Annotated in this window: 30 protein-coding genes; 10 read left to right on the top strand and 20 right to left on the bottom strand. The window is 69.5% G+C overall.

All coding sequences use genetic code 11. From position 1 onward, the window contains the following. The first annotated feature begins 57 nt into the window (after nucleotides 1-57). Both ACXJJ3_RS12900 and ACXJJ3_RS12905 read left to right on the top strand, forming a co-directional pair. Nucleotides 58-435 (top strand): hypothetical protein, encoded by a 378-nt coding sequence (locus ACXJJ3_RS12900; RefSeq protein ID WP_458170241.1) that lies wholly within the window; start codon nucleotides 58-60, stop codon nucleotides 433-435. Beyond that, nucleotides 435-1,010, top strand: coding sequence for a transcriptional regulator (locus ACXJJ3_RS12905; RefSeq protein ID WP_458170242.1), 576 nt, complete (start codon nucleotides 435-437; stop codon nucleotides 1,008-1,010). The genes ACXJJ3_RS12900 and ACXJJ3_RS12905 overlap by 1 nt, the downstream gene beginning before the upstream one ends. Here the strand turns inward: ACXJJ3_RS12905 and ACXJJ3_RS12910 are convergent. The 4 genes from ACXJJ3_RS12910 to ACXJJ3_RS12925 are packed head-to-tail and all read right to left on the bottom strand — an operon-like array spanning nucleotide 997 to nucleotide 3,759. Further along, complete coding sequence (locus ACXJJ3_RS12910; RefSeq protein WP_458170243.1) at nucleotides 997-1,590, bottom strand: hypothetical protein; 594 nt, start codon at nucleotides 1,588-1,590, stop codon at nucleotides 997-999. The genes ACXJJ3_RS12905 and ACXJJ3_RS12910 overlap by 14 nt on opposite strands. A gap of 1 nt (nucleotide 1,591) precedes the next feature. Further along, complete coding sequence (gene rdgB, locus ACXJJ3_RS12915; RefSeq protein WP_458170244.1) at nucleotides 1,592-2,197, bottom strand: RdgB/HAM1 family non-canonical purine NTP pyrophosphatase; 606 nt, start codon at nucleotides 2,195-2,197, stop codon at nucleotides 1,592-1,594. Next, a complete protein-coding gene (rph, locus tag ACXJJ3_RS12920; RefSeq protein ID WP_458170245.1) occupies nucleotides 2,194-2,910 on the bottom strand; it encodes a ribonuclease PH in 717 nt (238 codons plus the stop codon). The genes rdgB and rph overlap by 4 nt, the downstream gene beginning before the upstream one ends. A gap of 9 nt (nucleotides 2,911-2,919) precedes the next feature. Continuing rightward, nucleotides 2,920-3,759: an SGNH/GDSL hydrolase family protein gene (locus ACXJJ3_RS12925; RefSeq protein ID WP_458170246.1), complete on the bottom strand. Its 840-nt coding sequence runs from the start codon at nucleotides 3,757-3,759 to the stop codon at nucleotides 2,920-2,922. Between the two features lie 161 nt (nucleotides 3,760-3,920). Here ACXJJ3_RS12925 and ACXJJ3_RS12930 point away from each other — a divergent pair, with 161 nt between their 5' ends. Together ACXJJ3_RS12930 and ACXJJ3_RS12935 are read left to right on the top strand one after the other, a co-directional pair. After that, nucleotides 3,921-5,093, top strand: coding sequence for a Gfo/Idh/MocA family protein (locus tag ACXJJ3_RS12930; RefSeq protein ID WP_458170247.1), 1,173 nt, complete (start codon nucleotides 3,921-3,923; stop codon nucleotides 5,091-5,093). A gap of 166 nt (nucleotides 5,094-5,259) precedes the next feature. Continuing rightward, complete coding sequence (locus ACXJJ3_RS12935) at nucleotides 5,260-6,078, top strand: SAM hydroxide adenosyltransferase (RefSeq protein WP_458170248.1); 819 nt, start codon at nucleotides 5,260-5,262, stop codon at nucleotides 6,076-6,078. Here the strand turns inward: ACXJJ3_RS12935 and ACXJJ3_RS12940 are convergent. From ACXJJ3_RS12940 to murI, 6 genes are all read right to left on the bottom strand, one after another. Continuing rightward, nucleotides 6,075-6,755, bottom strand: coding sequence for a neutral zinc metallopeptidase (locus ACXJJ3_RS12940; RefSeq protein WP_458170249.1), 681 nt, complete (start codon nucleotides 6,753-6,755; stop codon nucleotides 6,075-6,077). The two genes, ACXJJ3_RS12935 and ACXJJ3_RS12940, sit on opposite strands and share 4 nt — an antisense overlap. Nucleotides 6,756-6,978: 223 nt before the next feature. Then, nucleotides 6,979-7,563: an acyl-CoA-like ligand-binding transcription factor gene (locus ACXJJ3_RS12945; protein WP_458170250.1), complete on the bottom strand. Its 585-nt coding sequence runs from the start codon at nucleotides 7,561-7,563 to the stop codon at nucleotides 6,979-6,981. Continuing rightward, nucleotides 7,560-9,056 carry a DHA2 family efflux MFS transporter permease subunit gene (locus ACXJJ3_RS12950; protein WP_458170251.1) on the bottom strand — a complete coding sequence of 499 codons (1,497 nt, stop codon included), beginning with the start codon at nucleotides 9,054-9,056 and terminating at the stop codon, nucleotides 7,560-7,562. Before ACXJJ3_RS12950 ends, ACXJJ3_RS12945 begins: the two co-directional genes overlap by 4 nt. A gap of 60 nt (nucleotides 9,057-9,116) precedes the next feature. Continuing rightward, on the bottom strand, nucleotides 9,117-9,920 hold the full coding sequence (locus ACXJJ3_RS12955; protein WP_458170252.1) for an alpha/beta fold hydrolase: 804 nt from the start codon (nucleotides 9,918-9,920) through the stop codon (nucleotides 9,117-9,119). 4 nt (nucleotides 9,921-9,924) lie between these two features. Beyond that, nucleotides 9,925-10,671, bottom strand: coding sequence for an MBL fold metallo-hydrolase (locus tag ACXJJ3_RS12960; RefSeq protein WP_458170253.1), 747 nt, complete (start codon nucleotides 10,669-10,671; stop codon nucleotides 9,925-9,927). Nucleotides 10,672-10,726: 55 nt separating this feature from the next. Beyond that, a complete protein-coding gene (gene murI, locus ACXJJ3_RS12965; RefSeq protein ID WP_458170254.1) occupies nucleotides 10,727-11,530 on the bottom strand; it encodes a glutamate racemase in 804 nt (267 codons plus the stop codon). Nucleotides 11,531-11,697: 167 nt separating this feature from the next. Between murI and ACXJJ3_RS12970 the strand changes: the two genes are divergently transcribed. Further along, entirely contained in the window at nucleotides 11,698-12,060 is a 363-nt protein-coding gene (locus ACXJJ3_RS12970) for a hypothetical protein (RefSeq protein ID WP_458170255.1), read from the top strand. A 100-nt stretch (nucleotides 12,061-12,160) separates the two neighbouring features. Here the strand turns inward: ACXJJ3_RS12970 and ACXJJ3_RS12975 are convergent, their stop codons facing one another. Genes ACXJJ3_RS12975 through ACXJJ3_RS12985 form a run of 3 tightly spaced genes read right to left on the bottom strand, consistent with a single transcriptional unit; the run spans nucleotide 12,161 to nucleotide 13,864 of the window. Beyond that, on the bottom strand, nucleotides 12,161-13,108 hold the full coding sequence (locus ACXJJ3_RS12975) for a PLP-dependent cysteine synthase family protein (RefSeq protein ID WP_458170256.1): 948 nt from the start codon (nucleotides 13,106-13,108) through the stop codon (nucleotides 12,161-12,163). Further along, entirely contained in the window at nucleotides 13,108-13,404 is a 297-nt protein-coding gene (locus tag ACXJJ3_RS12980; protein ID WP_458170257.1) for a MoaD/ThiS family protein, read from the bottom strand. Before ACXJJ3_RS12980 ends, ACXJJ3_RS12975 begins: the two co-directional genes overlap by 1 nt. Nucleotide 13,405: 1 nt before the next feature. Continuing rightward, nucleotides 13,406-13,864, bottom strand: a complete 459-nt coding sequence (locus ACXJJ3_RS12985; RefSeq protein ID WP_458170258.1) for a Mov34/MPN/PAD-1 family protein — start codon at nucleotides 13,862-13,864, stop codon at nucleotides 13,406-13,408. A gap of 104 nt (nucleotides 13,865-13,968) precedes the next feature. Between ACXJJ3_RS12985 and ACXJJ3_RS12990 the strand changes: the two genes are divergently transcribed. Beyond that, on the top strand, nucleotides 13,969-14,352 hold the full coding sequence (locus tag ACXJJ3_RS12990) for a hypothetical protein (RefSeq protein WP_458170259.1): 384 nt from the start codon (nucleotides 13,969-13,971) through the stop codon (nucleotides 14,350-14,352). A 1-nt stretch (nucleotide 14,353) separates the two neighbouring features. Here the strand turns inward: ACXJJ3_RS12990 and ACXJJ3_RS12995 are convergent, their stop codons facing one another. The 3 genes from ACXJJ3_RS12995 to clpS are packed head-to-tail and all read right to left on the bottom strand — an operon-like array spanning nucleotide 14,354 to nucleotide 16,180. Beyond that, nucleotides 14,354-15,325 carry an aldo/keto reductase gene (locus ACXJJ3_RS12995; protein WP_458170260.1) on the bottom strand — a complete coding sequence of 324 codons (972 nt, stop codon included), beginning with the start codon at nucleotides 15,323-15,325 and terminating at the stop codon, nucleotides 14,354-14,356. Nucleotides 15,326-15,341: 16 nt separating this feature from the next. Then, nucleotides 15,342-15,896 carry a DUF2017 domain-containing protein gene (locus ACXJJ3_RS13000; RefSeq protein WP_458170261.1) on the bottom strand — a complete coding sequence of 185 codons (555 nt, stop codon included), beginning with the start codon at nucleotides 15,894-15,896 and terminating at the stop codon, nucleotides 15,342-15,344. Continuing rightward, a complete protein-coding gene (gene clpS, locus ACXJJ3_RS13005; RefSeq protein ID WP_458170262.1) occupies nucleotides 15,893-16,180 on the bottom strand; it encodes an ATP-dependent Clp protease adapter ClpS in 288 nt (95 codons plus the stop codon). Before clpS ends, ACXJJ3_RS13000 begins: the two co-directional genes overlap by 4 nt. Nucleotides 16,181-16,229: 49 nt before the next feature. Between clpS and ACXJJ3_RS13010 the strand changes: the two genes are divergently transcribed. Both ACXJJ3_RS13010 and ACXJJ3_RS13015 read left to right on the top strand, forming a co-directional pair. Continuing rightward, nucleotides 16,230-17,564, top strand: a complete 1,335-nt coding sequence (locus ACXJJ3_RS13010; protein ID WP_458170263.1) for a nicotinate phosphoribosyltransferase — start codon at nucleotides 16,230-16,232, stop codon at nucleotides 17,562-17,564. Next, entirely contained in the window at nucleotides 17,561-18,022 is a 462-nt protein-coding gene (locus ACXJJ3_RS13015) for a MarR family winged helix-turn-helix transcriptional regulator (protein WP_458170264.1), read from the top strand. The genes ACXJJ3_RS13010 and ACXJJ3_RS13015 overlap by 4 nt, the downstream gene beginning before the upstream one ends. Here ACXJJ3_RS13015 and ACXJJ3_RS13020 read toward each other — a convergent pair. After that, a complete protein-coding gene (locus tag ACXJJ3_RS13020; protein ID WP_458170265.1) occupies nucleotides 18,017-19,243 on the bottom strand; it encodes a D-arabinono-1,4-lactone oxidase in 1,227 nt (408 codons plus the stop codon). The two genes, ACXJJ3_RS13015 and ACXJJ3_RS13020, sit on opposite strands and share 6 nt — an antisense overlap. A gap of 118 nt (nucleotides 19,244-19,361) precedes the next feature. Here ACXJJ3_RS13020 and ACXJJ3_RS13025 point away from each other — a divergent pair, with 118 nt between their 5' ends. Continuing rightward, nucleotides 19,362-20,360 carry a YdcF family protein gene (locus ACXJJ3_RS13025; RefSeq protein ID WP_458170266.1) on the top strand — a complete coding sequence of 333 codons (999 nt, stop codon included), beginning with the start codon at nucleotides 19,362-19,364 and terminating at the stop codon, nucleotides 20,358-20,360. A gap of 96 nt (nucleotides 20,361-20,456) precedes the next feature. On the opposite strand, the gene ACXJJ3_RS13030 is transcribed toward ACXJJ3_RS13025, so the two are convergent. From ACXJJ3_RS13030 to ACXJJ3_RS13040, 3 genes are all read right to left on the bottom strand, one after another. After that, entirely contained in the window at nucleotides 20,457-21,221 is a 765-nt protein-coding gene (locus tag ACXJJ3_RS13030; protein ID WP_458170267.1) for a sulfite exporter TauE/SafE family protein, read from the bottom strand. A gap of 265 nt (nucleotides 21,222-21,486) precedes the next feature. Continuing rightward, a complete protein-coding gene (locus ACXJJ3_RS13035) occupies nucleotides 21,487-22,158 on the bottom strand; it encodes a response regulator (RefSeq protein ID WP_458170268.1) in 672 nt (223 codons plus the stop codon). Next, entirely contained in the window at nucleotides 22,151-23,245 is a 1,095-nt protein-coding gene (locus ACXJJ3_RS13040; RefSeq protein WP_458170269.1) for a sensor histidine kinase, read from the bottom strand. Before ACXJJ3_RS13040 ends, ACXJJ3_RS13035 begins: the two co-directional genes overlap by 8 nt. A gap of 100 nt (nucleotides 23,246-23,345) precedes the next feature. Between ACXJJ3_RS13040 and ACXJJ3_RS13045 the strand changes: the two genes are divergently transcribed. Continuing rightward, the gene (locus tag ACXJJ3_RS13045) at nucleotides 23,346-24,740 is read left to right on the top strand and encodes an alpha/beta fold hydrolase (RefSeq protein ID WP_458170270.1); all 1,395 of its coding nucleotides are present in this window, start codon (nucleotides 23,346-23,348) and stop codon (nucleotides 24,738-24,740) included. Nucleotides 24,741-24,853 lie beyond the last annotated feature (113 nt).

Consider the following 24,853-nt stretch of genomic DNA (forward strand, 5'->3'; position numbering starts at 1 on the left):
ACGGAACGTTGACAAGGTTTTGTTGACAACGTTCTGTTGATGATCCACTGTATTGCCATGCGACGCAACCAGAACGCGGACCAACTGCAGGCCGAGCGGCAGCGGATCGCTCGTGAGCAGTTGCTGGCGAAGGGGGCCGACGAGTTGCCGGCGCGGCCATGGCGGCCGCGGCCGATTCCCTTGTCGGCGGTGGATCTGACGCAGTTCGCGGCCTGGCGAGCTGCTGAGCTGGGTGATGACGAACTGCTGGCGGCGCTGGCGTTGTTGCCGGCGGCCCGTGCCGAGGTGGACGAGGTCGAGGCAGGGTTGTTGTTCCTGGCAAGGAGTTCGGGGCTGACCTGGGCGGAGATGGCGGACGCGATGGGGTTCAGTTCGCCGCAGGCGTGTCAGCAGCGGTTCAACCGGCTCGCGGCGCGGCACGACGGAGTGTCGTGATGCTGCTCGTACTGCATGCGGTGCGGTTGCTGGGGTTCGCGGACACGCGCGCGGTTGCCAAGCGGTTCGAGCTGTCCACAAACCAAACGCAGGAGGCGCTCGAGGTTGGTGAGGCGCGTGGGTGGGTGACGTTCAGCAGTTTCGCCGGCACCTCGGGCTGGTCGCTCACCGAGGAGGGTCGCGCGGAGAACGAGCGGTTGCTGAAGACCGAGGGCGGTAAGGAGACCGTGCAGCAGGTGTACGACGAGTTCCTGCCGCTCAACGCGCTCCTCCAGCAGGCCTGTACCGACTGGCAACTGAAGCCGACCGCCGACGATCCGCTGGCCGCGAACGATCACTCGGATCCGGCCTGGGATGCCGGTGTGCTCGACGAGCTGCGGATACTGAGCGGCGCCCTCGCGCCGCTCACGAACCGGTTGACGACCGCACTCCAACGCTTCGAGGGCTACGACGTACGGTTCGCGAACGCGCTACATAAAGGATGGGTCGACCGCAGTGACGTCGATTCCTGTCACCGGGTGTGGTTCGAGCTGCACGAGGACCTGATCGCGACGCTCGGGATCAAGCGCTCCTAGTCGCATCGAGGTACGCCGCACCCCGCGGCGAGATCCGGTACCCGACCTCGAGACTGTAGGTCAGCCCAAGATTCTTCAGCTTCCGTACGTCGAGCTTGAACGGCGCGGTCTCCCGCCCGACCGACGCGGCCAGGTCCCCGGCCCGGACCGCGGGCGTGTTCTCGATCAGCTGCAGCGTCTGCTGTGTCCAGGGCCCATGGTTGCTAAGGGCATCGAAGCGCGCCAGGCGTTCCCGCAAGTCGGCCAGGTCGGCCGGTGACAACTCCGACTGCGACGCGAGCTCCTCCCGCGGATCCGGCCCTTCGACCAGGTGGAAGCGGATCAGGAACGTCGGCAGCGACTCGTCGCCGCGCAGCCGCCGCCGGACGTCGCGGGCGTTCTGCCGGTCGGCGAGCTGTACGTCGGCGTCGGTGTCCGCGATCAGCTCCGGGTTCACCTCGCGGATGCTGTCGATCTCGATCCGCCCGGCGTTCGTGCGGTACACGCGGCCCTCGACGACCCGCGGCTCGGCCCAGCGCCGATAGGCGACGGTGATCCGCCCGTCGGCGACCCCGTCCCGATCCGATCCGGCGAACAACATCCTAGCTCCCCAATGCCTTCGCGACGATCGGCGCGAGCGAGCGCAGCGCCTTGCCCCGGTGGCTGATCGCGTCCTTCTCCTCGACCGACAGCTCGGCGGTCGTCCGGTCGTACCCGTCGGCCTGGAACAGTACGTCGTACCCGAACCCGCCGGTCCCGCGCAGCGAACGGATCACCGACCCGCGCATCTCGCCGAGGACGATCTCGTCCGGCCCGTCCGGCCGCACGAACGCGACCGCCGCCACGAACGACGCCCCGCGCCGCTCGTCCGGCACATCCTCCAACTGCCCGAGCAGCAGCACGTTGTTCGCGTGGTTGTCCTTCAATGGCCCCGACCAGCGCGCCGACAGTACGCCGGGCATCCCGTTCAGCGCGTCCACGCAGATCCCGCTGTCGTCGGCGATCGACGGCAGCCCGGTCGCCTTCAGGGCGGCGTGCGCCTTCAGCAGCGCGTTGCCCTCGAAGGTCGGCTCGGTCTCGGCCGGCTCGTCGTACGGCGGGACGTCACCGAGCCCGAGCACCTCGATCCCGGGCACGATCGGGGTCAGGATCCGGCGCAGTTCCTCGAGCTTCTTCTTGTTGTTCGAGGCAAGCAGTACCTGGCTCACGCGAGCGCCTCCTGCTGCACCTTGGCCAGGTCGGCGCAGCCCGCGACACCCAACGAGAGCAGGCTGTCCAGCTCGGCGCGGTCGAACGGCGCGCCCTCCGCCGTGCCCTGCACCTCGATGAACTTCCCGTCGCCGGTGATCACCAGGTTCATGTCGGTCTCGGCGCGCACGTCCTCCTCGTAGCAGAGGTCGAGCATCGGCGTACCGTCGATGATCCCCACCGAGACCGCGGACACCGATCCGGTCAGCGGTTCGCTCTTCAGCAGCTTCCGCTCGCGCAGCCAGGAGACGGCGTCCGCGAGCGCGACGTACGCGCCGGTGATCGCCGCGGTCCGGGTGCCGCCGTCGGCCTGCAGTACGTCGCAGTCCAGCAGGATCGTGTTCTCGCCGAGCGCCTTGTAGTCGATGACGGCCCGCAGCGAACGCCCGATCAGCCGGGAGATCTCGTGGGTGCGGCCACCGATCTTGCCCTTCACGGACTCGCGGTCCGAACGGGTGTTGGTGGCCCGCGGCAGCATCGCGTACTCCGCGCTCACCCAGCCGAGCCCGGAGCCCTTCCGCCAGCGCGGCACGCCCTCGGTCACGCTCGCCGCGCAGAGCACCCGGGTCCGCCCGAACTCGACCAGCACCGAGCCCTCAGCGTGGTCGAGCCAGTTCCGGGTCACCTTCACCGGGCGGAGCTGGTCAGTAGTACGTCCATCGATACGGGCCATGCCCCGACCCTATGCCTCCAGGCGCTGGACCTCCGCATTGGCCGACGGCGGCAGGGCGAGCGGACCGGACGCCGGCCGGAACTGGGTGACCGCCATCCGGGCCGCCCACGGCAGCAGGTCGTGTGCCCGCCGGCCGACCCACGGGACGCCTTCCCGGGCGAGCCAGACCGCGTCCGCCCACCGGCTCGGCGGCCGGGACGCGCAGTCCAGGTCCGGCGGTACGTCGATCCGTACGCCGCGGACCGCCAGCTCGTCCGCGAACGCCCGGGCCAGCTTGCGGTGCCCGCGCTCCCCCGGGTGCAGCCGGTCGACGCTCCAGAAGTCCCGCCGGTACACCTCGGGGTAGTCGGCCATGTCCAGCCGGATCCCGCCGTACCGGGCGTGCAGGTCGTCGAAGGCGAGGTTGACCTGCTCGATCCGCTGCCACAGCGGCCGCCGCAGCCAGCGCGGCAGGCCGAACACCTTGCCGTGGTCGTGGAACCGGACGGTCAGCAGCAGGGCACCGCGCGCGGTCAGGTGCTCCGCGCACTCGTGCAGGTGGTCGCGGATCCGGCCGGCGTCGAACGTCGACCGGAGGGTGTCGTTGACGCCGACGATCAACGAGGCGATGTCGATCGGGCCGGCGCCGGTGGCGGGCAGTTGCTCGGTCGCGACGACCGGCACGGTGGCGCCGCTGGTCGCGAAGTTGGAGAACGTCACACGGTGGGTGCTGGCCAGCGAGTCGGCGAGCAGCGAGGCCCAGCCCCGCCACCCCTCGCCCGGGCGCGCACCGGCACCGGACAGGTCGGTCGTACTGCTGCCGTTCATCGGGTCCCCGACCCCTACGGTGGTCGAGTCCCCCAGTGCCACGTAGTGGAGGCTCACATTCCGCCATGGTGACGGCACGGAGCGATACCTCGATGTGCGGCGGGTGACGGGCAGCCCAATTCCAGAGAGAGGATCGGTGATTGATTGACAGAATTGCTCGGAGTTAGGCTGTTGCAAACAACTATGTGCAGGAGTTGCCTGGTATGACTGATCTTCGGTTTGGCGTCGTGGGCCTCGGCGCCCGCAGCCGCATCGCGCAGTACGCGCATCGTCCCGGCGAGGGTTCGGAGGTCGTGGCCCTGGCCGATCCGTCGGCCCCGCAGCGCGACGCGGCCCTCGAGCTGTACCCGGAGGCGACGGCGTACGCCGACCACACCGAACTGCTCGACCAGAAGCTCGACGGGGTGTTCCTGACCACCCCCGACGACCTGCACGAGGGTCCGGCCGTCGACTTCCTGAAGGCCGGCGTGAGCGTCTTCGTCGAGAAGCCGCTGGCGATCACCACCGAGGGCTGCGACCGGGTGCTGCAGGCCGCGTACGACTCGGGCGCGCGGCTGTACGTCGGCCACAACATGCGGCACATGCCCGTCGTCCTGACGATGCGCAAGCTGATCCAGGACGGCGCGATCGGCGATGTGAAGGCGATCTGGTGCCGGCACTTCGTCGGCCACGGCGGCGACTTCTACTTCAAGGACTGGCACGCCGACCGCAGCCGGACCACGGGCCTGCTACTCCAAAAGGGTGCCCACGACATCGACGTGATGCACTGGCTGGCCGGCGGGTACACCACCCGGGTCAACGCGATGGGCGCGCTCAGCCTGTACGGCGGGATCACCGACCGGCAGGACCGCTCCGGGCAGCGCTTCCAGGACTTCGTGTCGTCCGACAACTGGCCGCCGCTGGAGCAGAAGGGCCTCGCGCCGGTGATGGACGTCGAGGACATCTCGATGGCGAACCTGCGGCTCGACAACGGCATCCTGATGACCTACGAGCAGTGCCACTACACGCCGGACTACTGGCGCAACTACACGGTGATCGGCACCCACGGCCGGCTGGAGAACTTCGGCGACGGGCCGGGCGGTGTGGTGAAGGTGTGGAACAGCAAGCGGTCCGGGTACCGCGAGGACGCCGACCAGGTCGTCGAGATCGAGGGCGACACCGAGAACCACGGCGGCGCCGACCCGCACCTGGTCGCGGAGTTCGTGAACTTCGTCCGCGACGGCGGCGCGACCCTGACCTCCCCGGTCGCGGCCCGTGCCGCGGTCGCCGCCGGCTACGCCGCGACGCAGTCCCTGCGCGCCGACGGTGTACCCCAGGACGTGCCCGCCCTGGACCCGGCGCTGGTGAGCTACTTCGACAACGGACAAGCACGCTGAGGGTGCTACGCTCCTGAACGTGACCAGGTACGCCGCGATGCGAATGCTGAGCCCTCGATGCGGGAGGACTTCAGCGGCGTAGGCACAGGTGCTTGCAGCGAGAGGCCCCCGATGTCGGGGGCCTCTTTTCGTTCACCCGAAGCTGCAGACCACCTTGGAGTGCCACATGATCACCTACATCACCGACTGTCACGACGGCAACGCCCGCGCCCGGCTCAGCACCCGGATCGGGGCGCTCTTCGGCCAGGCGCCGACCATCGTGGCGGCCGACGGGCCCGATCCGGAGTCGTTCGCCGCGCTCACGCTGCTCGACTGCCTGATATCCCTGGACCTGCTCGGCGAGGACGGGCATTCGACGATCACGTTGCTGAACATCGCGCCGCGCGACGGCGTCTGGCCGAACGGCGTACCGTTCTGCTACTTCCACTACGGCAAGCACCTGGTCGTCAGCACCTTCAACACCCGCGTGCTGTCCCTGGTACGGCGTGAGCTCGGGATCGAGAAGGTCCACGTCACCGACATCCGCGAGGCCGTGTCCGCGGCCGGGTTCGACGACGCCGCCGTGCAGAAGATCGCCGGCACCCAGTTCCGCAGCCTCTGGTACGTGCCGCTGCTGGCGAAATGGGTCGCGGACGGACGCCCCGTCCCCGCGGAAGAGACCGCCGTACCGGAGCCGGTCGCGGCCGAGCCGGTGGTCGCGCACGTCGACAACTTCGGCAACTGCAAGCTCGACCGCGCACTCGACCTGCTCCCCGGCGGCACCCTGCCCGTTGCCCAACGCAACGATGACGGCAGTACGACGGTCGTCGACGTGCCGATCTACCCGCACCTGACCGCCGTCCCGCGGAACACACCCGGCCTCGTCCCGGGCAGCTCCGGCACCGGATACACCGAACTGGTGATCCGCGGCGGCTCAGCGGCCGCGGCGTTCGGGCTTCGGCCCGGAGACACCGTACTGGAGCCCGTCAGCGTTCAGGTGGCCTAGGAGACCTGGGCGGCCGGCGCGGCCCAGGTGTTGCAGGCGCCGGGCCGCTTCAGCTGGACGGCCCGGTTGATCCAGTACCGCTGGTTCGCCTCGCTGCCGTGGTTCGGGAGGCTGATGATCTGCCAGCCCCAGTCGTTCCGCATCTGCGCGGTGATCGGGTACGTGTGCCGGTTCACGGTCAGGAACACGTGGCCGAGGCAGGACGCCTGCAGTTCGAGACGGCGTTCGAGCTGGTCCCTGGCAGCCTGGTCGGGCGCCTCCGAGTACAGGTTCTGGTACGCCGTCATCATGCCGGTGAGCTGCTGGACGTAGTGCCCGTACTCGTGCGTGCCGACGTGCGAGGCCCACCACGAGGCGCCGATCGGGCCGTAGTCGCGGTTGCTGATCAGGATCTCGTCGCCGCGCAGGTAGATGGTCTCGTCGGACGAGCAGTAGAACGACACGTACGGTGCGCTCTTGCCGCAGGGGGTGTTGAAGGTGGCGAAGACGACGGCCATACCGGGCTGGTGGAACTGGTAGCCGGCCGCCGTGATCCCGGATGGCCAGCCGCGGTTCAGGCACTGCAGGAGGCCGTTGTAGAACTCTTTGACGGCGTTGGGGTTAGTGGGCTTCACCTGTGGTTTTCGGCAGCCGGTGGATTTGAGCGCGACCGTGTAGAGCTTGTTCTTCGTCAGCACGGTGTTGTCGCTGGGGCCTGACGGCGTTGTGGTTGTTGTAGTAGTCGTAGTCGTAGCTGTTGGCTGGACGGTCGGCACGGCGGTCGGCAGCGGGATAGTAGGAGTGGTCGGAGCGCTCGAAGCGGGATGGGCCGACCCGCACGACACGAGCATTCCGCTCACCAGCAGTGCACCGACGACTCTCCCTGGGATTCGCACGCACCCTAGGACTGCACCGGATGCCCTACGGTTCCAACGAAAGACCCGCCAGTTGGTCGAATGCCGCGTCCATCGTCTTGAGGTACTCCGGGAGCGGCGCGTCGACGGCCAGGAACTGGTACGTCGCCATCACCACGCCGACGACCGCGCCCGCCCAGGCGCGGACCGCGAAGTCGTCGGCGGTGCGGCCGGTGCGTTCGGCCGCGAGGCCCGCAAGCAGGTCGATGCCGCTGTACAGCTGGTCGAGCATCCGGACCCGCAGTTCGGGGACGCTCATCACGAGCCGCTGGCGTTCGGACTCCAGCGCCCACTCGTCGTCGCTCAGCACGTCCATGCTCTGCCGGATCGCGGCCCGCAGCGCCTCGGTCGGGTGCAGGTCGGCCGGCTGCCCGCGGAACAGCTCGATCATCAGCGGGTCCAGCCGGTCGAACACGATCGTGTCTTCCTTGGTCGGGAAGTACCGGAAGAAGGTTGCCGGTGACACCTCGGCCGCGGCGGCGATCTCCTGGACCGTCGTCTCGGCGTACCCCTGATCCCGGAACAGCCGCAACGCGTGCTCCTGGATCGAAGCCCTGGTCTTCGCCTTCTTCCGCTCCCGCAACCCGCTCATACGTCGATTGTGACTGCTTCCTGCGGCACGGCCGCGGTACGGCGTGGCAGAAACGCCAGTGCGAGCACGATCGACACGGCCGCGAGCCCGCTGCACACCCAGAGCGTCACGTCCATGCCGTTCACAAAAGCCGAGCGCGCGGACCGGGTCAGCTCCGGAGAGCCCAGGGCGATCGCGGCGGACGCGCTGTCCCGGGCGACGTGGGCCGCCGCGGGCGGGAGACCGGTCACGTCCAGGTGGCTGCGGTACGCCGCATTCAGCACCGTCCCGAGGATCGCGACCCCGAGCGTCCCGCCGACCTGCCGGGACGCCTGGATCAGCGCGGACCCCGAACCGCTCCGGTCGAGCGGCAGCGCGGCGAGCGCCAGCCCGTTCATCGGCGGCAGCGTGAACCCGATGCTGAGCCCGACCAGGCTGACCCAGATCGCGGTGAACCCGTACCCGCCGTCGACCTTCGTCAGCGCGCCGATCGCCAGCCCGACCAGCATCAACCCGAACCCGAACACCACCGACACCCGCGCGCCCGCCTTCTCCAGCAGGCGTTCGGCGATCTTCGCGCCGATCAGCATCCCGCCGATGATCGGCAGCAACCGCAGACCGGCCTGGAACGCGTCGGCGCCCTGCACCGCCTGGAACAGCTGCGGCAGCACGAACAGCAACCCCACCAGCGCGAACGACGCCAACGTCGCGAGCACCGTGCCCCAGGTGAACCCCGCCGACCGGAACAACGACAGCTCGATCAACGGATCCGCCGTACGCCGGGCCCGCGCCCAGAACGCGACCAGGAACGCCAGCCCGCCCAGGATCCCGCCGAGCGCCCACGCCGAGCCCCACCCGTGCTCCCCCGCCGCGATGAACCCGTACGTCAACGCCACCAGCCCCGCCGCGGTCAGCACGATCCCCGGTCCGTCGATCCGCCGCGCCCGGTGGCCGGCCGTCTTCGGGATCAGTAGGGCGACCGCGACCAGCCCGATCGCGACCAGCGGCAGGTTGATCAGGAACACCGAACCCCAGCGGTAGTGGTCGAGCAGCCAGCCGCCGAGCAGCGGGCCGAGCGGGATGCCGATCGAGTTCGCCATCAGCCAGATCGTCATCGCGCGCTGCCGTTCCTCGGGTGCGAACAGCAGGTTCAGCAGCGACATCGAGAGCGGGATCAGGAACGCCGACCCGATCCCGAGCGCGGCACGGCCCGCGATCAGCTGCCCCGGCGTCTGCGCGAACGCGCACGCCGCCGACGCCAGCCCGAACACCACGAGCGCCCCGAGCATCAGCCGTTTCGGCCCGAACCGGTCGCCGAGCAGCCCGGCCGGGAGCAGCAGCGACGCGAGCACCAGCGTGTACGCGTTCGCGAACCACTGCAGCTGACTCGTGGACGCCTTCAGATCGGTCGCGAGCGTCGGCAACGCGACGTTCAGCACGGTCAGGTCCAGCCCGATCACGATCAGGCTGACCGACATCGCCCCCAGGGCCCACCACCGGCGCGGATCCAGCATGACAAACACCTTTCTGAGATCAACTCTAATTTGAGAGTAGATCTCAGAATTGCGATCTGTCTAGCGCACGGCGCCGCGCAGTACCTCCCTGACCAGGTCGGGCTGCTCGAGCCACGGCGAGTGACCGGCGTCCGGGATCAGGTGGAACATGTGGTTCGGGACGTGCTCGGCAAGGTCCCGGACGGCCCAGGCCGGGCGTGGATCGCCGTCGCCGTGGACGAACGTGACCGGCGCCTGGATCGTCGCCGCCCGCGCCGTCAGCTCGTCGTCCGTCGCGCGCCCGACCGCCCCGAGCGCCCGGTTCGCGGCGAAGTTGATCGGCAGGTCGACGGACGCGCTCGCATGCGCCCACTCCATTGCCCGCTCCCGGTCGGCGTGGTCGGTGAACCAGGACAACGCCCGGAACTCGATCTCCTCGGCCTGCGACCGCGGCCGTCCGGACAGCTCCTCCAGCCGGGCGTCCTGCTCGGGCGTGATCCGGCGCGCGCGTTCCTCGCGGTACGCCGACCGCCAGTCGCCGACGCCGACCCCGTCCAGGTACACGACGCCGGCCGTGCGATCGCCGTACGCCGTCGCGTACGCCATCGCCAGCGAGGCGCCGAAGGAGTGGCCGAGGACAACGATCCGCTCATGACCGAAGTACGCGCGGAGCTCGTCGATGTCCTGCGCGCTACGGTCCATCGACTGCATGTCGGACGGACCCGAACGCCCGCAGCCGCGCTGGTCGAAGCGGTGCACCACGGTCAGGTCGTCGAGCATCTCCGCCAGTACTTCGTGGTCGTCCCACAGTCCCGGCCCGCCGTGCAGGATCACGACCGCCGGGCGCGCCGTCGCCGTACCGGTCGTTGCGGTCCACAACCGCACGCCGTCAGATGTCGAAAACGGCATGCGGGGTTGCGATCTCGACCGGTCCGGAGAAGGTCCGGCGGGCATGGCCGGCCTGGGTCTCGCGGTCGTACCACGGCGGGACGTGGGTGATCACGAGCCGCTTCACACCGGCCTTCTTCGCGTGCTCGCCGGCGTCGGCCGGGGTGAGGTGCAGGTCGGCCGGGTTGTCCGGGTCGTCATCCTGGAGCGCGGCCTCGGACAGCAGCACATCGGCGCCCCGGGCAAGCTCCACGAGCGCGTCGTTCGGCCCGGTGTCGCCGGTGTAGACGAGCGACTTGTTGCCGTACTCAACACGGATCGCGTACGCCGGCACCGGGTGCACCATCGGCGCGGTCCGGACCGTGAACGGCCCGATCCGCTGGACTTCCTGCCAGGTGTGGAATTCCAGCTCCTCCCGCATCCCGGGATCGAGCGGCAGGTCGTACGCCAGCGCCATCCGCTCCGCCGCACCGGCCGGGCCGAACACCGGGATCCGCGGGATCGGCGCACCGGGGGCGTAGCGTGCCGCGACGTACAGGCCGCAGAGGTCCATGCAGTGGTCAGGATGCAGGTGGGACAGGGCGATCGCCCCGATCTCCGGGACCGCGAGATGCCGCTGGAGCGAGCCGAGCGCGCCGCTGCCGAGGTCGAGCACCAGGTGGAACCCGTCGGCGGTGACCAGATAGCTCGAGGCGGCCGAGTCCGGGCCGGGTACGGACCCGGAGCAACCGATCACGGTGAGCTTCATACCTGGAACCCTACCGGCGAGTCGCCGCCCGCGCAGGACGATCCAGGTCACACCGTCAACGTACCCAGGCGAACTGGTCCACGTTGGCCAGCGCCGGGCCGAGGAAACGCGAGCCGATCGCGGCGAACTCGGCCGGGTTGCCGGTCGTCACGAACCGGTGCTCCGGCACCGGCAGGTCGTCCGGGCGCAACAGGTTCGCCTTGGTGAGCACGGAGTACACGTCCTTCGCGCACTCCTCCGCGCTGCTGACCAGCGTGACGTTGTCGCCCATCACGTACGAGATCACGCCGGTGAGCAACGGATAGTGGGTGCACCCGAGGATCAGCGTGTCGACACCCGCCTCGACCAGCGGGTCCAGGTACTCGTGCGCGGCCTCGAGCAGCTCCGGCCCGGACGTCACGCCCGACTCGACGAAGTCCACGAACTGCGGGCAGGCGCGGGTGAACAGCTCCACCTGCGGCGCGGCGGTGAACCCGTCCTCGTAGGCCAGCGACTGCGCGGTCGCCTTCGTACAGATCACGCCGACGCGCTGATTGCGGGTCGCGGCAACGGCCCGGCGCGCGGCCGGCAGGATCACCTCGACGACCGGTACGTCGTACCGCTCGCGGGCGTCGCGGAGCATCGCCGCGCTCGCCGAGTTGCAGGCGATCACCAGCATCTTCACACCCGCGTCGACCAGGTGGTCGAGGCACTCGAGCGCGTACTCGCGGACCTCGGCGATCGGCTTCGGGCCGTACGGCTGCCGGGCGGTGTCGCCGAGATACAGGATCGGTTCGTGCGGCAACTGGTCCAGAACCGCGCGGGCGACGGTGAGTCCCCCGAAACCTGAGTCGAAGATCCCCACCGGTGCGTCAGCCACGGGAAAAGCTTATACAGGTCCGGCGGCGGGCAGATCGCAAGCCAGCCTTACCTAATCTTGACGAACGACACGCCGGGGTTATCCACATCTTTACGTTATGGAATTGCCTTTTCGCGTGATGCACGCCACTCTGGAGCGATGTTTGTTCGACCGCCCCTCGTGATGCCATGAACCTGATGCATCACCTCGCGGTGGCCCTGAATACCACCGCCGCACCAACTCCGCAGCCCGACCACGTCGCTGTCGCAGGACAGGCGGCGAGCCAGAGTGCGGAGTCGAACAACAGCACAGCCGTGGGCGTCGCGTCCTCCATCGGACCGGTGGGCCTGCTGCTGTTGCTGCTGATGGCGACTGCCGTCGTGTACGTCGTCTCGCTGTCGCTGCACCCGAACGCCAAGTGCGCCAGGTGCAAAGGTGCCGGCCGGCACCACGGCAGCATCTTCAGTTACGCCCAGCGCCCCTGCAGCAGTTGCAAGGGACGCGGGGTCCATCCCCGACTCGGCCGCAGAGTCCTGTTCAAAGAACCGTAGGCGGATATGACCTAACCCCTGCAAAAGGTGCCGTGAGCAACAACTACGGTGCCGAGCCCGGCCCGGCACTCCGCCCGCCGGTCCGGCTCAACCGTTCGGTTCAAGCCCACAGCTGACCTTCGAGTCGGTCCTCGGCCTCGTCGATCGTGCCTTCGTACGCGCCGGTGGACAGGTACTTCCAGCCGCCGTCCGCGACCACGAAGGCGATGTCCGCGTGCTCGCCGTCCCGCACGCACTTGGCCGCCTGGCCGAGCGCCGCGTGCAGGATCGCGCCGGTCGAGATCCCGGCGAAGATGCCCTCGTTGTCGAGCAGTTCCCGGACCCTGCGGACGGCGTCGCGCGGTCCGACCGAGAAGCGGGCGTCGATCAGCGTCTTGTCGTACAGCTCCGGCACGAAGCCCTCGTCGAGGTTGCGCAGGCCGTACACGAGTTCGCCGTACCGCGGCTCGGCGGCGACGATCTTCACCTCCGGCTTGTGCTCCCGGAAGAACCGGCCGGCGCCCATCAGCGTGCCGGTGGTGCCGAGGCCCGCGACGAAGTGCGTCACCGACGGCAGGTCGTCGAGGATCTCGCGCGCGGTGCCGTCGTAGTGCGCGAGCGCGTTCGACGGGTTGCCGTACTGGTAGAGCATCACCCAGTCCGGGTGCTCCTCCGCGACCTGCTTCGCGACCCGGACCGCTTCGTTGGACCCACCCGCGGCCGGCGACGAGATGATCTCGACGCCCCACATCCGCAGGATCTGCCGGCGCTCCTCGGAGGTGTTCTCCGGCATCACGCAGACCATCCGGTACCCGCGCAGCTTCGCGGCCATCGCCAGCGAGATGCCGGTATTGCCCGACGTCGGCTCCAGGATCGTGTTGCCCGGGCGCAGCCGGCCGTCCTTCTCGGCGTCCAGCAGCATCCGCAACGCCGCCCGGTCCTTGATCGAACCGGTCGGGTTGTGGTCCTCCAGCTTCGCCCACAGCCGTACGTCGGCCGACGGCGACAGCTTCGGCAGCCCGACCAGCGGCGTACCGCCGACCGAGTCGAGCAGGCTGTCGAAACGCATCAGACCTCTTCGTCGACAGAGCCGCCGGCCACCGCCGGGAGCACCACCACGACGTCGCCGTCCTTGATCTCGGTCTTCAGGCCGCCGGTGAACCGGACGTCCTCGTCGTTCACGTAGACGTTCACGAACCGGCGCAGCTCCTCCGGGTCGCCCTCCACGATGCGCTCCTTGAGGCCCGGGTGGTTGCCGTTCACGTCGTCGATGAACGCGGCCAGGTCGGCCCCGTCGCCGGTGACCGCCTTCGCCCCGCCGGTGTAGGTGCGCAGGATCGTCGGCACGCGCAGCTCGATCGCCATCTCAGTCTTCTCCTTCGAGTGTTTCTGTATAGGAACCAACCACGCGTACTTCTTCTTCCGTGACCTCGCCGTCGACGATCCGGTACGACCGGAACTCGACCGGTCCGTCGTACGCCGCGTCGTGCGCGCCGTCCCGGGTCGACACCAGCACGTAGTGCGCCCCCGGCTCCTGGGCGAGCTTGATGTCGGTCCGCGACGGGTACGCCTCGGTGGCGGTGTGCGAGTGGTAGATCACCACCGGCTCCTCGTCGCGCTCGTCCATCTCCTTGTAGAGCCGGAACAGGTCACCGGAGTCGAACTCGTAGAACGTCGGCGACATGGCTGCGTTCAGCATCGGGATCAACCGGGTCGCGCGATCCGACCCCTCGGCCCCCGCAACCACCCCACACGCCTCGTCCGGATGATCCTTCCGCGCATGCGCAACGATCGCCTCGTACGTCGCCTTCTCGATGACCAGCACGCCTCCACGGTAGTTGCCGGAATCGCCGCATCCGGCCGAGTGCACTCTGCGTCCAGATACTGGACTGGTTTCGGACAGTAGTTGCATGGTGATAATGCGTAAACATGAAGGGCGTGCGGAAGTACTGGGGCTGGGCCCTGCTCGCGATCATGCTCACGGCGATCTGGTCGTGGAGCCTCGGACCCGCCGTGCTGATTGCCGGGTGGGCACTGGTGACGGTCTACTTCCTGTTCCAGGCACCCGTGTGGTGCGGCGCCGAGGGACGTCAAGGTCCGTGCCGGAACAACTCGTCGGGGATCCTGCTCGGGTGTAACAAGGTGCGTCAGCACAAGTGGCAGAAGCTCAAGCTGGCATTCGTGCCGCGCAGGTGGCGTGAGCTGAACCGCGGGCTGTGGGTCAACCCCAGCAAGAGCCTCGCCACCGCCGGCGCGGTCGCCAGCATCCTCACCGGAGTCGTGTCGACGACGGTGAGCGTCCTCAACAGCTGACTTACCAGCGAGCGTGGACCGACGGGCGGATCAGGGTGTCGTAGGTCGTTCGGACCGCGGACAGTTGTGTGGCGGTCAGGGGTGGGAGGGTGGCGGCGGTGAGGTTGGCGGAGGTCTGGTGGGGGCTGCGGGCGCCGGGGATGACGGTGGTGACGCCTGGCTGGTCGAGGATCCAGCGGAGGGCGAACTGGGGCAGGGTGGTGCCGGCGGGGACAGACGGGAGGAGGCGGCGGACTGCTTCGAGGCCGGTGGTGAAGTCGACGCCGGAGAAGGTTTCGCCGACGTCGAAGGATTCGCCGTGGCGGTTGTAGGTGCGGTGGTCGTCAGGGGCGAACGTGGTGTTTTCGTCGTACTTTCCGGACAGCAGACCGCTCGCCAGCGGGACGCGGGCGATGATGCCGACGCCGGCCGCCTGCGCGGCGGGGAGGACCTCGTCGAGGGGCTTCAGCCGGAACGCGTTCAGGATGATCTGGACGGTCGCCACGTTCGGGCGGGCGATCGCGGTCAGGGCCTCGGCGCAGGTCTCGACGCTCACGCCGTACGCCGCGATCCGGCCCTCGTCGACCAGTACGTCGAGCGCGTCGAAGACCGCGTCGTTCGAGAAGACGGGCGTCGGCGGGCAGTGCAGCTGGACCAGGTCGATGGTGTCGACGCCGAGGTTGCGACGGGAGCGGTCGTTCCAGGCGCGGAAGTTCGCGAGCGTGTAGTTCTCCGGCACCTGGTCGACGCGGCGGCCCATCTTGGTCGCCACGGTCAGCCCGTCACGCAGTACCTGCCCGACCAGCCGCTCGCTCCGCCCGTCGCCGTACACGTCCGCGGTGTCGATGAACGTCACCCCGCCGTCGATCGCGGCGTGCAGCACCGCGAGCGCGTCGCCCTCGTCGACCGAACCCCAGTCCGCCCCGAGCTGCCAGGCCCCGAGCCCGACCACACCGACATCCCGCCCTGTCCGTCCAAGCCGCCGCGTCTCCATGGCGGCCAGCCTACGGTCAGCGCATGTTGTGGAGCAGGGCGGACTGCAGGTATCCGAGCCAGTCGTACAGGTCGTACGTCAGCCGCCGCGGGTCGTCCTCGTCGAGCTTCTCCCAGCTGGCGTAGTCGTCCTCGTCCTTGATGTCGAGGCGGGTACCGATCGCCAGCCGCAGGTCGTTCAGCGCACGCAGCCAGGACAGCTGCTCGTCCGGTTCGAGCGCGATCTCGTCGGCGCCGGACTCCTCCAGCGCGGACAGCACCCGCTTCGCGTCGGTGACCTTCCCCTCGCGCAGCCCGCGCTCGGTGAACCGGCGGAACTCCGCCGACGCCATGTCGTCCTGCTTGTACGCGTCCGGCAGCAGCCGCTGCAGTACGACGTCCTCGGGCGGCGACGTCGGGCCGTCGTTCTCGCTGAGCATCGCCTCCAGCGGGTCCGCGGGCGTGGTGGTCCGCGGCGGGAGCCCGTCGTACAGCAGCTCGACCAGGTTCCGTAGCAGGTTCGCCAGGATGTCCGCCTCGTGCTCGGCGAAACTGACGACGACGGTCTTGCGGCGCTTGCGGAACCGCGTCACGACTTCTCGCAGGTGGCCCACAGGCCGTAGGAGTGCATCGCTTCCACGTCGCGTTCCATCGCTTCCCGGTTCCCGTTCGACACCGCGGACTTGCCCTCGGCGTGCACCTGCATCATCAGCTTCTCGGCCTTCGACTTGGAGTAGCCGAAGTACGTCTGGAAGACGAACGTGACGTAGTCCATCAGGTTGACCGGATCGTTCCAGACGATGGTCACCCAGGGTGGGCTCAGCTCGATCGCCTCGTCGACCTCGGGGCTCTCCAGCTCGCTCGGTGCGGTGCTCACCTGACCATTCTCTCCATCATCGGCTCCGGTCTCACAATAGGCTGCTCCTGTGACCCACTCGACGGCCCTGTTGACCGACCATTACGAGCTGACCATGCTGCAGGCGGCGCTGGCCGACGGCACCGCGGAGCGCCGCTCGGTGTTCGAGCTGTTCGCCCGGCGGCTGCCCGACGGCCGGCGGTACGGCGTGGTGGCCGGCGTGAACCGGCTGCTGGACGCGCTCGAGCAGTTCCGGTTCGACGAGCAGACGATCGCCTTCCTGGCCGATCGCGGCGTCGTCGACCAGGCTACCCGGGACTGGCTCGCGGACTACCGGTTCACCGGCGACATCTCCGGGTACGCCGACGGCGAGATCTTCTTCCCGGGGTCGCCGGTGCTGGTGGTGGAGTCCTCGTTCGCCGAGGCGGTGCTGCTGGAAACCGTTTTCTTGTCGATCCTGAACCACGATTCCGCGGTCGCCTCGGCGGCGTCCCGGATGACCTGGTGGGCGGGTGGGCGGCCCTGTATCGAGATGGGCTCGCGGCGTACCCACGAGGAGGCGGCGGTCGCCTCGGCGCTGGCGGCGTACATCGCAGGCTTCGGCGCCACCTCGAACCTGGAGGCGGCCCGCCGGTACGGCATCCCGAGCACCGGCACCGCGGCGCACTCGTTCACGCTGCTGCACGACCGCGAGCGGGACGCGTTCCGGTCCCAGATCGACGCGCTCGGGAAGGGTACGACGCTGCTCGTCGACACGTACGACGTCGCCGCGGCGGTCCGTACCGCGATCGAGCTGACCGGCCCGGAGCTCGGCGCGGTCCGGCTGGACTCGGGCGACCTGCCGTCGCTGGCCGGCCAGGTCCGCGAGCAACTGGACGCGCTGGGCGCGACGAAGACCAAGATCATCGTGACCAGCGACCTGGACGAGTACCAGATCGCCGCGCTCGCCCCGGCGCCCGTGGACGGCTACGGCGTCGGTACGTCGCTGGTCACCGGCTCCGGCTACCCCACCTGCGGGTTCGTGTACAAGCTGGTCGCCCGCGCGGACGAGCACGGCGACCTGGTGCCGGTGGCGAAGAAGAGCCCGGACAAGATCTCGATCGGCGGCCGGAAGTGGGCCCTGCGCCGGCGGTCCGCGGCCGGGGTCGCGGAGGTCGAGCTGATCGGCGTCGGCCAGCAGCCGGTCGACGACGGCGACGACCGGGTGCTGCTGAAGTCGCTGGTCGAGTCCGGCAAGATCGTCGGCCGGACCACACCGGAGGAGTCGCAGGCGCACCACGAGAAGGCCCGCTACGAGCTGCCGCGCTCGGCGAACCAGCTGAGCCGCGGCGAGCCGGCGATCCCGACCGAGTACATCGGCGATTTCGACGCGCGGAACCCGTTCCGGTCCCGGAGCCACACGTGAGCGAGGACTGGTCGCCGGACGCGCCCGCGGACGAGGCCGACGTACTGATCGCGCTGCGGTTCGCGGACCGGGCCGCGCGGAAGGCCGTCGCCGAGGAGCTGGCCGGGACCGAGCTGCACACCGGGCAGGAGCTGGTGCTCGCGAAGCTCCTGCACCACGGCTCGCTCCCGGTGGCGCGGCTGGCGAAGGTGCTGGACGTCGAAGTGCCGACAGCGACCCGGACGACGCAGCGGATGGAGGCGGCCGGGCTGGTCCGGCGGGTGAAGAGCACGACCGACGCGCGGCAGGTCGGCATCGAGCTGACCGACCGCGGCGTCGCGCTCGCCCACACCGTCCAGGAGGTCTACGACCGCGCCGGCCGCCGTGCCCTCGCCAACCTGTCCGCCGACGACCGTCGCCTGATCCGCAACCTGCTCTGGTCGATCACCTCGACCGTCGAGGATCTCACGGAGCTATAGCGGCAGGAAGGTGTCCAGGTACTCGTTGCGGAACTTGCCGGCCGGGTCGTACTTCGCCGCGAGTCCGATGAAGTCCTGCACCCGGGGATAGCGCTCCGCCAGTGTGGCCGCATCCGCGGCGAACACCTTGCCCCAGTGCGGGCGGGTGTCCAGCGGCGCCAGCGCCTCCTCGAGTTCCGCGACGACCGGCCGGACCGCGGCCTCGTCCTGGATCCAGGTGAAGTGCAGCGCCACCGTGTCGCGGCCCTGGCTCGGGCTCAGCCACAGTTCGTCGGCGGCGACCGTCCGGACCTCCGACACCTGCAGGACCGGCGCGAACCGGTTGCCCAGGGCCCGTAGTACCTCGACCGCCTCGGCGGCCCGCGCACGCGGCACGAAGTACTCCGACTGCAGCTCGTCGCCGTTGCTCGGCGTGAACTCGAGCCGGAAGTGCGGCAGCCGCTCGTTCCAGGGCCCGGCGACGCCGCCCTGCTGGGTCGCGTAGTCGGCCGGCATCACCTTGATCGGGTGCCGCGGCCCGTCCGCGAGCCGCCCGCCCATCCACTCCGGGTCGGGCTCGGTCAGCTCGCGGCGCTTCCGCCACACCATCACGTCCGGGTCGACCCAGTCGGTGAACGCGCTGACGCTGTACGCGCTGCCCATCACGTCCGCGAACTCCGACTGCAGCCGGCCGACGGGTACGCCGTCGTACACGACCTGACTGATCTGGTACGACGGCTGGACGTCGAGCGTCAGGCTGACCGTGACCCCGAGTGCGCCGAGCGCGACGATCGACCCCGCGAAGTCCGGGTCGTCCCGGGTGAGCGTGACCAGCTCGCCGTCCGCGTTCACGAACGTGATCGCGTTGACCGCGTCCGCGAGCGGGCCGTTCGTGTCGCCCGATCCGTGCGTGCCGGTCGAGCAGGCGCCGGCGACCGAGATGTGCGGCAACGACCCGAGGTTGTGCAACGCCAGCCCACGGGCCTGCAGCGCGGCCGTGATCTCGCCGTACCGCGTCCCCGCCGAGACCGTCACACCAGCTGCGCCGACCTCGATGACCTGCGGCAGGTCCTGCACGCCGACGAGCACACCGGACGTGTCCGCGATCCGGTTGAACGAGTGCCCGGTGCCGAGCACCCGCAGCTTCTCGGACCGCGCCACCAGCTCCTGCAGTTCCTCGACGGTCCGCGGTCGCTGCAGCTCACTGGCGAACTCGACGTTGCCCGCCCAGTTGGTCGTCATGCGTGCCCCTTCCGTTCGACCTGTGCAGGGTCGCACACCCGGCCCCGGATCGGCCTCGTGCCGTCCACCCACCGAGCCTCCCCCACCTCGGCGACGGTGCGTGGTTGGATGGCGCCCGATGGTCATCTGCTTCGGTATCGCCGGCTTCTGGTTCCTGATCTTCGGCGTCAGTTTCTGGCGGGACCGGCGACTGTTCAAGAACGGGATCTTCCTGGTCCTGACGCTGATGTTCGCCGGCCTCGGCGTGATCTTCGCGGTCGAGACCGTCAGCAAGCCGGTCGCGGTCGCGATGGTGTGGGCGATCGTGATCGCGATCCCGGTCGCGATCGCCGTACTCGCCGTGTTCCTGGTCATCAACGGCGTCACGATGCTGCGCCGCGAACGCCGCCGACTGTCGAACCTGCTGTCCCTGATCGTCGGCCTCGGCATCATCGGCTTCGTGATCTTCAGCGTCCTGGTCCAGACGATCGGCTGGGAACCACTCGCCGCCGTCCGCTCGGTGCTGCTCGGGGTCCTGACCTACATCTCGTTCCTGTTCCTGTGCTTCCTGGTGTACGCGTTCTTCTACAGCCGCGTCCGCTCCTCCCGAAAGGTCGACTTCGTCGTCGTCCTGGGCTCCGGCCTGATCGGCTCCCGCGTCCCACCCCTCCTCGCCAGCCGGCTCGACCGCGCCCAACAGGTCTACCAACGCGCCCTCCGCAAAGGCCGCTCCCCCCGTATCATCACCTCCGGCGGCCAAGGCCCCGGCGAGGACATCCCCGAGTCCCACGCAATGGCGGCGTACCTGATCGAGCACGGCGTCCCGGACGGCGAGATCATCCGCGAGGACAAGTCCACCACCACCTGGGAGAACCTGACCTTCAGCCGCGACCTGATGACCGAACTACGGCCCCAGTACCGCTGCCTGATCGTCACGAACAACTTCCACGCGTTCCGCGCCGCCCTCACCGCCCGCAAGGCCAAGGTCAACGGCCAGGTCGTCGGCTCACCCACCGCGGCGTACTACTGGCCCACAGCAACAATCCGCGAATTCATCGCCATCCTCGCCAGCCACCCTTACATCAACGGCGGCGTTTGCCTGCTGATCGCAGCCCTCGCCGTCGTCCCGCACCTGTAGGTTCCGCCAGGCCATCACAATGCGGCGGTCGTCGCCGCGGTGAGCGTGACCGTCGCCGGGCGAGCGTGATTGTGATGGGCCAGCGGTACGGAAGATCTAGAAGAGCATCAGGGCGGCCGCGGTGATGCCGGCCAGGACGATGAGGATGCGGAGGTAGGTGGCGGGGAGGCGGCGGCCGATGTGGGCGCCGGCGTAGCCGCCGATGATGGAGCCGGTGGCGAGGAGGGCGGCGGCGCGGAGGTTCAGGTCGGCGATGAAGAGGAAGATGATGCCGGCGACCAGGTTGGCGGCGAGCAGGGCGAGGGTCTTGAGGCCGTTGACCACGCGGAGTTCGAGGTCCAGGCCGAGGCCCAGGACGGCCATCATCATCACGCCGGCACCGGCGCCGAAGTAGCCGCCGTACACGCCGGTCAGCGTGGTGCCGACGATGGTTGCCGGGGACATCGATCGGCGGAGGTCGTGCGGGTGCTGGGAGCGGGAGCGCAACCAGCGTGAGATCCACGGCTGGACGCCGACGATGAGGCAGGTGAACAGGATCAGCCAGGGGGCGGCGGACGCGAAGACCTTCGATGGCAAGGCGAGGAGTAGCGCGGCGCCGCCGATCGCGCCCAGGGCACAGACGAGTACGACGACGGCGACCTGGTGGCGAGGGACTTCGCGGAGTTCTCGGCGGTATCCGAAGGCGCCGCTCAGGGCGCCCGGGAGGAGTCCTAGGGTGTTGGATGCGTTGGCTACTACTGGGGGAATGCCTAGTGCGATCAGGACCGGGAAGCTCAGCAGCGAGGCGACGCCGACGGTCGAGGTCAGGATCCCGGCACCTAGCCCTGCACCGACAACTGCCAACTGCTCGGGTCCGGTCACTTCAGGATTATCTCTCCGAGCGCGTGGGAGGTGGGCATCCGCACCTCGGCCGGACGCCTAACAGCCCGCGCACGGCTCGAGCAGATGCACACCAACCACAACCCGAGCAGCCGCACACGGCATCGCCCGGTAGACGCGCGCACGGCACCACCTGGTAAACGCGCACACCGATCACCCCGCGCGTAGACGGAGGCGCACAGCACGGGGAACAGCCACGGGCGGGTGGGAGCCCGCGGGGGCTCATCACGCGCGGCTTTGCGACAGCTTACGAGCGGCGCGGTTGGACGAGGTTGGATTCGTACGCGGCGATCACCAGTTGGGCTCGGTCGCGGGCGTGGAGTTTGGCCAGGAGGTGGCCGATGTGGGTTTTGACGGTGCCGCGGCCGACGTTCAGGTGGTCGCAGATCTCCTGGTTGGACAGGCCGCGGGCAATCAGCGTCAGCACCTCGCGTTCGCGGTCGGTGACGCCGGACAGGCCGGTCAGTGGCGCTTGCCCGGGTTCGGCGAGTCGGGCGAATTCGGCGATCAGGCGGCGGGTGATCGAGGGTGCGAGGAGTCCTTCGCCGGCGGCGACGACCTTGATCGCGTGGAGTAGTTCTACCGGCGGCACGTCCTTCAGCAGGAATCCGCTCGCCCCGGCGCGCAGCCCGGCGTACACGGCGTCGTCGAGGTCGAACATCGTCAGGATCAGCACCCGGGTCCCGGCGGTCTCGGGCGCCGCGCAGATCTGCCGCGTCGCCTCGATGCCGTCCAGCGTCGGCATCCGCACGTCCATGAGTACGACGTCCGGCTGCTCCTGCCGCGCGAGCTCGACCGCTTCGGCGCCGTTCGCGGCCTCGCCGATGGTGGTCAGCCCGGGTGTGGTGTCGATCAGCACCCGGAAGCTCCCGCGCAGCAACGCCTGGTCGTCGGCGACCAGCACCTTGATGTCATTCATACGGCAGCCGTACGACGACCTCGAACCCGCCGCCGGGCAACGCCCCGGCCCGATACGTCCCGCCGTACACGCTGACCCGTTCCCGGATCCCGATCAGCCCGTGCCCCTCGACCGGCGTACCGCCGACGCCGTCGTCGGACACTTCCACCTGTACGGCGTTCGCGCCACCGCTGAGCGTGATCCGGCAACGATCGGCGTGCGCGTGCTTCGTGACGTTGGTGAGGCACTCCTGGACGATCCGGTGGACCGTCAGCCCGACGGCCTCCGGGAGTACGTCGACGTCGACCGCGAGGTCCACGCGGACGCCGGTCGACTCGACCCGCGCGACGAGTTCCGGCAGCGCCGCCAGTCCGGCGGGTGGGGCGAGGTCCGCGGGTTCGTCGGGGGAACGCAGCAGGCCGAGCATGTGCCGTAGCTCGACGAGCGCGTCCCGGCTGGTCGACTCGATCACGGACAACGCGTCGGACACCTCCTCCGGACGGACCTGCAGGACGTGGTTCGCGACGCCGGCCTTGACGGCGATCAGTCCCATGCTGTGGGCAACGATGTCGTGCAGCTCGCGGGCGATCCGCAGTCGTTCGGCGGCCACGGCCTGTTCGGCGAGTACCTGCGCCGCCCGGGCCGCCGCGGCGCGCCGGTCCCGGACGACCTGCCCGAGGATCCACGCGCCGTACAGCGCTGCCGCCCCGGTCAGCAGGATCGCGGCCTGCGACTGCCCGGCGGGCGCACCGGCGACCATCGCGAGCAGCAGTACGACGAACCCGAGCGCCCCGGCCAGCCCGAGCAGCCGACGGCTCGACACCGGGCGGGTCGATCGCCGCTCCGACGCGACGACGTACAGCACGTACGCCGCCGCCAGGAACGGATCGCGGAGCGCGTCCGCGAACATCCCCACCACCGAGACGACCGCCGCGAACGCGAACGCGGGCACCGGCCAGATCCGCCGTACCGCGACCGGCACCGCGAGCCCGACCGCGACCAGCCCCGCCGCAGTGGACGCACTCAGCACAACAAGTACGGCGTACCCGGCCGCGACGACGCAGTCCACGGCGATCAGCTGCCGCCTGCTCAAGCCGTACTCCGTCACCCGTCGAACCTAGCCGACCCGACACCGTCCCGCCTCGGACCGTGGTCCGACGGCTCCTGGTCCGATGTGCGCACGAAGAATCCGCGGAAGCCTGCACGGCATGCTCAAACTACTCGCACTCGCGGCGAGCGGGGCCCTGACGACCAGCGTTCTCACCCCGCCCGCCCAGACCCTCACCTGGGGCGAATGCCCCGGCGGCCCCGGCTCCGTCGGGATCGAATGCGCCACGCTGAAGGTCCCGGTCGACTACGACCACCCCGACGGCCGCCAACTCACACTGACCATCGGCCGGCTGCGGTCCACCGCCGCCAAGCCGAAGGGATCGGTCCTGGTCAACTTCGGCGGGCCGGTCGGCATCAGCATCGACCTGATGCGCAAGTACGGCGGCGGCGAGTCGTTCGCCGGGCTGCGCCGGCAGATGGACATCGTCACCTGGGACCTCCGCGGCGGGCCGAACTCGCCCGGCCTCAGCACGAACCTCCCGTGCGACTGGACCGGCGCCCGGATCCCGTCCGTACCGCGGAACCAGGCGGAGTTCGACCGTCTCGCGGCCAACAACCGGGCCGCCGCGGAACGCTGCCGGGCGAAGGACCCGGAGCTGTTCGGCGCGATGGACTCCGCCACCCACGCCCGCGACGCCGACGCGATCCGGCAGGCCCTCGGCGAGCGGCAGACCAGCTTCTACGGCGCGTCGTACGGCGGGTTCATCGGGCAGGCGTACGCGCGGCTGTTCCCGGACCGGGTCCGCGCGATGGTGCTGGACGGGACCTGGAACCACAGCGCCGCGAACTGGAACCGGGAGCTGCCGCTGCTCGCGCGGGACGTCCAGAGCTACGTCACCCGGTTCTTCGATTGGTGCCGTACGCAAGGAGATTGCCCCGACGCACCGAAGCTCTGGCGACAGGTCACGGCCCGGGCCGATCGGACACCCCTCCCGGCCGGCGACGTGAAGTACAGCGGCGACGACATCCGCTATCAGGCGGTGGCACTCGCCCGAGTCGGTGTCACGTCGTACCCGCGGCTCGCGGCGGCGTTGCGGAAGGCAACGACCGGTGACGCGTCCGGCTTCGTCCCCGATCCGCCGAGCGCGCCGTACGCGATGACGGCCTCGCCGGGCGTCGTCGAGTGCACCGACTGGCCGCACCCCGCCGACCAGCGGCAGCTCATGCAGCAGGTACGCCGGATGCGCGCGGCCGCGCCGTACACCGGGGCGGTGGCGACGATCGAGCAGGCGATCCTGTCCTGCGTCGGCTGGCCGATTCCAGTGCGGAACCCACCGGCCGCGTTGCCGGACAGGCTGCCACCGCTGGTGATGGCGGGCAACTGGAGCGAGTTCCAGGCGGCGTCACGGGTGGTCGACCAGGTACCGGGCAGCGGATCGATCTACCACGACGGGCCGGGGCACACGTTGTACCAGTCCAACGCGTGCGCCCGAGCGAAGATCGACGCCTACCTGGCCGACCTCGCCGTACCAGCCGTGGGCACTCGCTGCTAGCGGACCCGCGGTTGCGGTTGCGGTTGCGGGGGCCGTGCCCCAGCCCGCCGGGGCACATCACCCGCGGCTTCACGACACCACCCATCACCCGCACCACACCAAGAGCAGCCGCG

Source organism: Kribbella sp. WER1 (genome assembly GCF_054189145.1).